This window comes from Glycomyces dulcitolivorans (assembly GCF_003265355.1).
Classification (GTDB): Bacteria; Actinomycetota; Actinomycetes; order Mycobacteriales; family Micromonosporaceae; genus Glycomyces; species Glycomyces dulcitolivorans.
Map to the genome: position 1 here is coordinate 1 of NZ_QFRW01000167.1, position 4,227 is coordinate 4,227.

Annotated in this window: 5 protein-coding genes; 4 read left to right on the forward strand and 1 reads right to left on the reverse strand. The window is 68.6% G+C overall.

The features are described from left to right. The 4 genes from DI269_RS13560 to DI269_RS13575 all read left to right on the forward strand — a co-directional run. Nucleotides 1-1,090, forward strand: a 1,090-nt coding sequence (locus DI269_RS13560; protein WP_157974972.1) for a hypothetical protein, incomplete at its 5' end; no start/stop codon positions are given. 75 nt (nucleotides 1,091-1,165) lie between these two features. Then, nucleotides 1,166-1,798: a MarC family protein gene (locus tag DI269_RS13565; protein WP_232822740.1), complete on the forward strand. Its 633-nt coding sequence runs from the start codon at nucleotides 1,166-1,168 to the stop codon at nucleotides 1,796-1,798. A gap of 106 nt (nucleotides 1,799-1,904) precedes the next feature. Then, nucleotides 1,905-3,266 (forward strand): IS607 family element RNA-guided endonuclease TnpB, encoded by a 1,362-nt coding sequence (gene tnpB / locus DI269_RS13570; RefSeq protein ID WP_198667411.1) that lies wholly within the window; start codon nucleotides 1,905-1,907, stop codon nucleotides 3,264-3,266. Between the two features lie 33 nt (nucleotides 3,267-3,299). Beyond that, nucleotides 3,300-3,857: a flagellar basal body-associated FliL family protein gene (locus DI269_RS13575; protein ID WP_112136707.1), complete on the forward strand. Its 558-nt coding sequence runs from the start codon at nucleotides 3,300-3,302 to the stop codon at nucleotides 3,855-3,857. A 51-nt stretch (nucleotides 3,858-3,908) separates the two neighbouring features. Here DI269_RS13575 and DI269_RS13580 read toward each other — a convergent pair whose 3' ends face one another. Beyond that, entirely contained in the window at nucleotides 3,909-4,139 is a 231-nt protein-coding gene (locus DI269_RS13580) for a hypothetical protein (RefSeq protein ID WP_157974973.1), read from the reverse strand. Between the last annotated feature and the right edge of the window lie 88 nt (nucleotides 4,140-4,227).

Sequence of the window (4,227 nt, forward strand, 5' to 3'; positions counted from 1 at the left end):
CGGCGCCCACCGCATCCGCCGCCGCAGGCGCGTCGGCGCCGCCGCGGGCGGCGCCGGACTCCTGGTCCTCGGCGCGGGCGCGTTCGTGCTCCAGCCGCTGCTGAACACCGCCGACCCCGGCCCGAGCGCCGCCGACACCACCACCAGCGAGGTCCGCAACGAGCTCGGCATGGAGTTCCTCATCGAGGACGAGGACGGCTACCAGGTCATCAACGACCAGGGCGACCGCGTCACCCTCGAAGCCGACACCCCGCAGGACGTCTACCGGCTCGAAGACGGGTACCTGGTCGTGTCCTCCGAGGAGCAGACGACCGCGCTGACCAGCCTCGACGGCGCCAGCGGCCTGAGCATGGGCTGGCCCTCCGACATGACCTACAACCTGGTCAACTCCGCCGCGGACCAGTTCGCGATGGTCACCCCGAACGCGGAGGTCACCGAGGAGTCGTACGCGATCACCAACGCCGTGATCGCCGACCGGACCACCACCGTCGAGTTCACCACCAACTACGACCTGACCCTCCTCGACTGGTCCGGCTCCACCACCGTCTTCACCGCCGACCTGTGGTCCACGACCGCGGGCGAGGCGAAGCGCTGGTACTTCGACGAGCAGTACCAGTGGAACCTCGCGTCGGTCGGCGCCGCCGGATACGAGTCCGCGGTCATCGTCGACCAGTCGAACCCGACGTTCGTGTGCGTCGCCGACCTCGACCCGGGCACCGGGCTCGCACAGGCCGGCGAGGACTGCGGCGAGGCCGACTCCGAGACCGTCCAGAGCGCCCTGGAGTCGACCTCCGACGACGGCGCGATCGGCACCCTCGTCGACGACGCGATCGCCAAGGCCTCCGGCCAGGGCCTGAGCGTGTACTCCGCCGACGAGGCGGAGGTCACCGACTACGGCGAGTACGAGGACCAGTTCCTCCAGGCCGACTACTTCCAGACGGACCCCTACGGGCGCTGGGAGCTCAGCTACAGCCGGAACGACGCGACCTGGCTCCTCGTCGACTACACCGGCGACGACCCCGTCGTGTCGATCCTGACGCCGCCCACGGGCGCGGTCATGCCGGTGCTCGACTACCGGCCCCCCGAGTGAGGGCCCGCTGAGCCGCACGTAACACGAGGAGCCGAATCCGCGGCTGTGACCTGGCGGACTTGACATACTCGCTGCGTGGGTGGACTCGATTACTTGCTGACCGTCATGGTGACCCTGTTCGTCATCATGGACCCGCCCGGCATCGTGCCGATCTATCTGGCCCTCACCGGCACGATGGACAAGCGCGAGCGCAACCGGGCGGCCCTTCAGGCGACCCTGCTGTCGCTCGGCGTGATCTCGCTGTTCGCGCTGCTCGGGCAGCAGATCATCTCGTACCTCCACATCGACCTCGCCGCGCTCCAGGGCGCCGGCGGGCTCCTGCTGCTCCTGGTCGCCCTCCAGCTGCTCACCGGCAAGGCCGACGACCCGAACGAGGCCGCCACCTCGAACATCGCGCTCGTCCCGCTGGGGACCCCGCTGCTGGCCGGGCCCGGCGCGATCGTCGCGGTCATCCTGTTCGTGCAGCAGGCCCCGTCCCATGGGGACTACCTGTGGATCGCGCTCGCGATCGTCGTCATCCACATCCTGATCTACCTGGTGATGCGGTTCTCGGGGCTGCTGGTGAAGATCCTGCGCCGCGGCGGCATCGAGGTCCTGACGCGCATCGCGGGCGTCCTGCTCGCCGCGATCGCCGTGCAGCTCATAGCGGACGCCGTCATGAGCTACGTCGAACTCTTCGAAAGTTCTGCCGGAGCTTCCGCTTGGTAGCAATGGTTCTCGGAACAGTTTCGAGGATCCCGTAACCCTCCGATCCGACGGTCGTTAGTCCTGGTGTTCGTATTCCGATGTCTTGAATGAATCTGGAGACGCACCGGTGGCAGTGACGCAGGCGTATCGGTTCGCGCTCGATCCGCGCCCTGATCAGGTCGAGGCTTTCCTTTCGCATTGCGGTGGGCGGCGGTTCGCGTTCAACCACATGCTCGCGCTGGTCAAGGCGAACCTGTCGCAGCGCGACGCCGAGCGGTCCTACGGTCTTGCTGAAACCGATCTGACGATGGTGCCGGACTGGTCGGCCTACGGTCTGCGGAAACTGTGGAACCGGCGCAAGGCTGCCGCCGCGCCGTGGTGGCGGGAGAACTCCAAGGAGGCGTATGCGTCCGGGTGTGCCGACCTGGCCGCGGCACTGCGAAACTGGACGGAGTCCAGAAACGGTCGGCGAGCAGGGCGGCCAGTGGCATTCCCCCGTTTCAAATCCCGTCGCTCCCGGCTCTCGTGCGGATTCACGACCGGCATCATTCGCATCGAGCCAGACCGCAGGCATGTCACACTGCCGAAGCTGGGCTCGATCCGGACGCATGAAAGCACTCGGAAGCTGGCTCGGCATCTGGACCGCGGGACTGGTCGCATCCTGTCGGCCACGCTGTCTCTCGGCCGCGGGGGACGCTGGTTTGTGTCCTTCACCTGCGAGATCGAGCGTGCCGACAAGCCGTTGAAGCGACCGGCCGCTGTCGTCGGGGTCGATCTGGGCATCAAGAACCTCGCGGTCCTGTCGACCGGTGAGTCGGTTCCCAATCCCCGCTCCTTGGAGGAGGCTCGCCAGCAGCTGCGCAGGTCGAGCCGGCGGCTCGCCCGTCGGCGGGCACCCGATCCCAAGGCAGGGATCCCCGGCTCGGGTCGCTGGGAACGGGCCCGCCGCGATCTGAACCGCCTGCATGCGAAGGTCGCGAACCGGCGTGCGGATGCGATGCACAAGCTCACTACACGGCTGGCCTCGACCTTCGGGACCATCGTGGTCGAGGATCTGCATGCGGCGGGGATGCTCAAGAACCGTCGACTGGCGCGGCACATCGCGGATGCGTCGTTCGGTGAGGTGCGCCGTCAGCTCGCCTACAAGACCGCCTGGCGTGGTGGGAATCTGGTGGTCGCCGATCGGTGGCTGCCTTCTTCGAAGACCTGCTCGGGTTGCGGCGCGGTGAAAGCCAAACTGCGCCTGTCCGAGCGGACCTACCGGTGCGGGCACTGCGGCCTGGTCGTGGACCGGGACCTCAACGCCGCCCGCAATCTCGCGAACCTGATCGCGGGCTTCGACCTGGAGTTGCCGGGCGAAGAGAAAACAGCCCGACAGAAACCGCGCAAGACCAGCCCCGCTGGCAGCGGTATCGCTGCGGGAAGACCTCCCGACCGGGAGGCCAACGCCGACACCGCAAGGCGTCGGCTCGATTTCCGGGTCCTATAGACGATTTGGAAATCTAACGGTTCAATGATCTCTATGCGAACGATTCTGGATCTGCCCCTCCACCCGCTGGCGGTGCACGCGCCGATCATCCTCGTGGCGCTGCTCGTGCTCCTCGGCGCCGCCTACCTGCTCGTCCCGCCGCTGCGGCAGCGCATCGGCTGGGCCGCGGCGATTCTCGTACTCGTCGCCCCCGCGTCCGCGTATGGGTCGATCTACAGCGGACAGCAGTTCGCGGACTTCACGTACGGCGCGGGCCAGTGGCCCGACGCGGTCCAGCAGCACCACGACAACGCGTACTGGCTCCTGTGGACGCTCCTGGCGCTCATCCCCGTGTGGTTCCTGTTCGCGGGCCTCGACCGCGGCCGCCGCGCCGCGCTCCTGCGCAACGGGGACGCGCCGAAGCCCGCCCCGTCCGAGGACGGCGAGACCGCCGCCGCGGGCGGCGACGACCCGGCCGCGACCGGCCGCAAGGTCATCATGTTCGTCCTCGGCGCGGTCGCCCTCATCCTCCTGGGCCTGGCCGGCTGGTGGCTGTTCCAGACCGGGCACACCGGCGCCGAGATGGTCTGGGGCGGCATCGTCGAGTCCTGACCCGGACATGCGAAAGCCCCCGTCCCCGTTGAGGGACGGGGGCTTTTTCGTCTAGAACTCGACGAGCCCGATGATCAGGACCGTGAACATGGCCGCCACGGCGACCAGTGTCAGCCACTGGGTCACCAGGCGCGCCCGCTGCTCGGCCGCGTCGATCGCGGCGTGGTCCTGCGGCGGCAGCCGCCGCGGCTCGCCCGGCAGGGCCACCGCCTCGACCCGCCAGCCCGGAGGCGGCGGCACGTTCACCGGCGGCCCCGCATAGGGCGCATCGCTGTCGCTCATGCCTGAAGCCTAACTCCGGGCAGCGTCGAGCCTCGCGCCGAACGGAATCGAGGCGCCCCCGGCTTCGAGAGTGCCCGCGGGGTACGAC

Bases quoted from the DNA above. Each gene is read 5' to 3' on its own strand.
- DI269_RS13575 (WP_112136707.1), top strand. From the start codon at position 3,300: ATGCGAACGATTCTGGATCTGCCCCTCCACCCGCTGGCGGTGCACGCG.
- DI269_RS13580 (WP_157974973.1), bottom strand. From the start codon at position 4,139: ATGAGCGACAGCGATGCGCCCTATGCGGGGCCGCCGGTGAACGTGCCG.